Raw genomic sequence first — 4,936 nt, 5'->3', positions numbered from 1 at the left:
ACAGCATCAGCGCGACCAGCAAGCTCAGGAGCAGCGTGGTCAACAGCAGGCCCAGGAGCGCCAGTGGCAGCAGCGCCAGCAGCAACTGCAATGGCAACAACAGCAGCAGCAACAGATGCAGCAACAGCACTTGCAGCAGCAACAGCGCCAGCAGGAGATGCGTCAGCAGCAGATGATGAACCAGCAGCGCGAACAGGCGCAGCGCGTGGCGATGGAGCAGGCGCGTCAACAGCACGAGCAAGCCGTGCATCGCGAGCCGCAGGCGCATCAGCCGCCGCCACCTCAACCGCAGCGGGAGGCGCACCCGCGCAAGGATGAGCGCAGGGATGAGCATTCCTGAGTTTTCTGAGTGTTCTTGAGCGGTGGCCAGCAGCACTCCCCGCCACGGCCCGCCCCCGCATTGCCATCCGGCAAACATGCGGAGAGGCGGGCCGCTTCAGTTATAATCACGGGTTTTCCAGAGCTTTCGGAACAGGCTGCGCGGCGCCTCCTTTTGCGCGCGCCGGCCGGGCCATGCCGGGTTGGATCGTCCAGCCGCGCCAGGGGCCGCGTTCCTCCGGCCTCCGACCCGACCGATCCGCCATGCAAGAACCCAGCAACGAACTTCCCGACCTCGCCAGCGCCGCCGCCGATGAGGCAACCGAGGCCGGCGCCAGCCGCAAGGTCTCGACCGACCTGATCGCGCGCGAAGTCAAGCGCCGCCGTACCTTCGGCATCATCTCCCACCCCGACGCCGGCAAAACCACGCTGACCGAAAAGCTGCTGCTGTTCTCGGGTGCGATCCAATTGGCCGGCACCGTCAAGGCGCGCAAGAGCGGTCGTCATGCGACCTCGGACTGGATGGAAATCGAAAAGCAGCGCGGCATCTCGGTGGCCAGCTCGGTGATGCAGTTCGAGTATCGCGATCACGTGGTCAACCTGCTCGACACCCCCGGCCACCAGGACTTCTCGGAAGATACCTATCGCGTGCTCACCGCCGTGGACTCGGCGCTGATGGTGATCGACGCCGCCAAGGGCGTGGAAGAACAGACCATCAAGCTGTTGAACGTGTGCCGGATGCGCAATACGCCCATCATCACCTTCATGAACAAGCTGGACCGCGAAACCCGCGATTCGCTGGAGTTGTTGGATGAGCTGGAGTCGGTGCTGAAGATCCAGTGCGCACCGGTGACCTGGCCGATCGGCATGGGCAAGAACTTCCGCGGCGTGTATCACCTGCTGCGCGATGAGATCATGCTGTTCAAGGCCGGCGAAGAGCGCGCCAACGGCAGCGTGGAAATCATCAAGGGCATCGACAATCCCAAGCTGGCCGAGATGTTCCCGCTGGAAATCGAGCAGTTGAAGATGGAAGTGGAACTGGTGCATGGCGCCTCCCACCCCTTCAACCTGGACGATTTCCTGGCCGGCATCCAGACCCCGGTGTTCTTCGGTTCGGCCATCAACAACTTCGGCGTGCGCGAGATTCTCGATGCGCTGCTGGACTGGGCGCCGGGTCCGGGTGGGCGCGACGCCACCGTGCGCGAGGTCAAGCCGACCGAGGAGCCGTTCTCCGGCTTCGTCTTCAAGATCCAGGCCAACATGGACCCGGCGCACCGCGACCGTATCGCCTTCCTGCGCGTGTGCTCGGGCCGCTTCGAGCGCGGCATGAAGTTGAAACACCTGCGCCTGAATCGCGAGATCAAGGTGTCCTCGGTGGTGACCTTCATGGCCTCCAGCCGCGAGCAGGTCGAAGAAGCCTATGCCGGCGACATCATCGGCCTGCCCAACCACGGCAACATGCAGATCGGCGACAGCTTCTCCGAAGGCGAGATGCTGCAGTTCACCGGCATCCCCTACTTCGCCCCGGACTTCTTCCGCGTGGCGCGCATCCGCAATCCGCTCAAGATCAAGCAGTTGCACAAAGGCTTGCAGCAGCTGGGCGAAGAAGGCGCAGTGCAGGTCTTCAAGCCCGTGACCGGCAGCGATCTGATCCTGGGTGCGGTGGGGGTGCTGCAGTTCGAAGTGGTGGCTAGCCGCCTGTTGAATGAATACGGCGTGGATGCGGTCTTCGAAGGCACCAGCATCAGCAGCGCGCGCTGGATCAGTTGCGACGATAAGAAGAAACTGGCGGACTTCGAAAAGTCCTCCGCTGGCGCCAACCTGGCCATCGATGCCGCCGGCAACATGGCCTACCTGGCCAGCTCGGGCGTGAACCTGCGCCTGACCCAGGAACGCTGGCCGGAAATCACTTTCCACGCCACCCGCGAGCACGCGGCCAAACTCGATTGATCCTGTTGCACAGGCATTGAGCGGCCACAGGCCCGACAAGAAAAATCGCCCGACAGGCGCAAACCTGTCGGGCGATTTTTTTGTGGCGACTGCAGGGAAATTACTTGGCCTTGTTGAACGCTTCCACGCCCGCCAGGATTTCGGCGCGGGCGGCGTCCGGGCCTTCCCAGCCTTCGACCTTGACCCACTTGCCCTTTTCCAGATCCTTGTAGTGTTCGAAGAAGTGCTTGATCTGGTTCAGGCGCAGTTCGTTCAGATCTTCCGGCTTTTGCCAGTGGGTGTAGATCGGCAGGATCTTGTCCACCGGCACGGCCAGCAGCTTGGCGTCGATGCCCGATTCATCGGCCATCTTCAGCACGCCGATGGGACGGCAGCGCACCACTACGCCCGGGATCAGCGGGAACGGCGTAATCACCAGCACGTCGACCGGGTCGCCGTCTTGCGACAGGGTCTGGGGAATGTAGCCGTAGTTGCACGGATAGTGCATGGCGGTGCCCATGAAACGGTCGACGAAGATGGCGCCGGTGTCCTTGTCCACTTCGTACTTGATCGGGTCGGCGTTCATCGGGATTTCGATGATCACGTTGAAGTCATTGGGCAGGTCGCGGCCAGCGGGGACGTTGTTCAGGCTCATGGGATTCTCACTAGGGAAAGAAACGGAAAAGCGGTTTCCGGTCGGCATTGCATCAGCGTTAACTCTACCTCCAATGAGCATTAAGCAATGCTTAATGTGCTCATGCAAGGTATTACCTGACATCGGAAAGCCGCAATTATAGCGGCATTCGAGGCTTGCCCGGCATCTTGGCCGGTACAACTTACGCCAACATGACAGGGCCTCGTAACGGGCACAAAAAAGGCGGAAGGGCTCGCGCCGCTTCCGCCTTGGTCATTCATGCCGGCTACAAGTTCAGCGGATGGCCGTGGCCAGTGCGCATTGCTTGTAGTGGCCGGCCGCCTGTTCGGGTTGGTCCAGGGCTTCGTGCAACTGCGCCAGGGCCAGGTGCGATTCACGCACGGTGCGCGGCTCGATGGCGTCCGACAGGGCTTGCTCCAGATGGCGCTGGGCCTTGCCCCACAGCTTCTGGCGCAGGCAGAACATGCCCAGCGTCAGGGCCAGTTCGGCATCCGTCGGATTCTTGGCCAGCCAGGATTCGCAATGCTCGATCTGCGACAGCAAGGCCGGCGAGCCGGCTTCGGCGGTCGAATCGCGGTAGGCGCGCAGCAAGCGGATATCCCAGTCGGCCGCCAGCGCACGCTCCAAGAGGCCGCGCGCGTCATCATGCAAGCCGCGGCTGGCAAAGGCCTGGGCCGCACGCACGGCGATGTAGGGCTTGAGCTTGTCGGCGCCGGGCACGCCATTCCATAGCAGGCGGATCGATTCGGCATCGTGCGAGCGATCCGACAGCAAGGCGTCGTAGGACATCTCGCGCAGACGGTTGGAGAGAGCCGGATGCAGCGCATTGCGCTTGTCCAGGGTCTGCACCAGGCGCAGCACCTCGGGCCAGTTCTTGGCTTGCTGGTTGGCCTTCAAGGCCCATTGCAAGGCCTGGATGTGGCGCGTGCCGTTGGCGTTCAATTCTTCCACGGTCTGCAGCGCCTGCTTGAAGTGGTGTTCGTCCACTTGCAGTTCCAGCGCCGTCATCAGGCGCGCAGCCTTCAGCGAGGGATCGACCTCGGTGCTGGCCAGCCAGATGTCGCGGCGGTCGCCCTGGCGCATACGGTGCGCGGCGCGGGCCGCCACCAGCGCGGCGATGCCGGCATTGTCGGGCAGGTCGGAGGCGCGTGTAGCGGACTTCTCGGCCTGGCCGAAGCGGCCTTCGAAGTAAGCTTTCAGGGCATCCCGCAAAGCCTTGTTGCTTTCGTTCTCGCGCTTGGCGCGGCGATAGGCGATCACCCGGCCTGGCAGCTTCTGGGTCAGGCGGATGGCGCGGATCACCACGTAGATCGCCACGAACAGCGCCAGTGCGGCAAAGATGAAGAAGTTCAGGGACAGGTCGATGCGGTACGGCGGATAGAACAGCACCACATTGCCCGGGTTGAAGCGCGCCAGCACGGCCAGGCCGATGGCGGACGCGAAGAGGGTCAGTAGCCAGAGCAGAATTTTCATATCAGGTTCCCGTCAGCGGCTCACGGACGGGCCTTGTAGTTGCGCACGGCGTTGAGGCTTTCGGCCAGCGTGGGCAACTGGATGGAGACATTGCTGCCCTGCACTTGCTTTAACAGCGCCTGGGTGGTCTGGACCTGCTTGGCGCGGGTGTCGAAGTACTTGGCAATGGTGTCCTGGGCCGAGGCCAGGTCATTGCGGAAGGCGAACTCATTGCGCGAGAGCAAGGCCAGGCGCGCATTCAACAGACGCAGCTTGAGGTTCTCGCGCACGAAGTAAGCCTGACCCGGCGAGAGCAGGATGGCGTCCGGGGTCTGCACTTCGCGGATGCGCACCAGCTGGCGCAGTTCGGACCACATTTCGGTGCTCATGCTGTGCCAGGTTTCGCGGGCACCGGCCAGCCATTGCGACCAGGCCGAGGCTTCGGCGGGCGCAGCTTCGGCCTTGGTCTTGGCATGAGCGGCGCCGGCCTTGGTGGATTCCTTGGTGAATTGCTTTTCAGCGACGACCCGCACCGGCTGCGGCTTGGGCTCGCTGGCCGACTCTACGGGGCGCTCATCGACC

The 4,936-nt window shown here is 63.1% G+C and carries 5 protein-coding genes; 1 reads left to right on the top strand and 4 read right to left on the bottom strand.

All coding sequences use genetic code 11. The annotated features are described in order from the left end of the window. The coding region (locus I5W_RS32170) for a hypothetical protein (protein WP_199901780.1) at positions 1–376 on the bottom strand (376 nt) is incomplete at its 3' end. A 206-nt stretch (positions 377–582) separates the two neighbouring features. On the opposite strand from I5W_RS32170, the gene I5W_RS20945 reads away from it, so the two are divergent. Beyond that, complete coding sequence (locus tag I5W_RS20945; RefSeq protein WP_044530688.1) at positions 583–2,268, top strand: peptide chain release factor 3; 1,686 nt, start codon at positions 583–585, stop codon at positions 2,266–2,268. Positions 2,269–2,368: 100 nt separating this feature from the next. On the opposite strand, the gene ppa is transcribed toward I5W_RS20945, so the two are convergent. The 3 genes from ppa to I5W_RS20930 all read right to left on the bottom strand — a co-directional run. Further along, positions 2,369–2,902, bottom strand: a complete 534-nt coding sequence (gene ppa / locus I5W_RS20940; protein ID WP_017450147.1) for an inorganic diphosphatase — start codon at positions 2,900–2,902, stop codon at positions 2,369–2,371. A 273-nt stretch (positions 2,903–3,175) separates the two neighbouring features. Beyond that, the gene (locus I5W_RS20935) at positions 3,176–4,375 is read right to left on the bottom strand and encodes a heme biosynthesis protein HemY (RefSeq protein ID WP_017450146.1); all 1,200 of its coding nucleotides are present in this window, start codon (positions 4,373–4,375) and stop codon (positions 3,176–3,178) included. Between the two features lie 20 nt (positions 4,376–4,395). After that, positions 4,396–4,936 (bottom strand): uroporphyrinogen-III C-methyltransferase (locus I5W_RS20930; RefSeq protein ID WP_044530686.1); only part of this gene is annotated, 541 nt, incomplete at its 5' end.

Source organism: Herbaspirillum sp. B65, from assembly GCF_000333555.1.
In the GTDB taxonomy this organism is placed as follows: domain Bacteria; phylum Pseudomonadota; class Gammaproteobacteria; order Burkholderiales; family Burkholderiaceae_D; genus Herbaspirillum; species Herbaspirillum rubrisubalbicans.
Note: the sequence above shows the minus strand (reverse complement) of the source record. Positions and strands in the feature narration are given on the sequence as shown.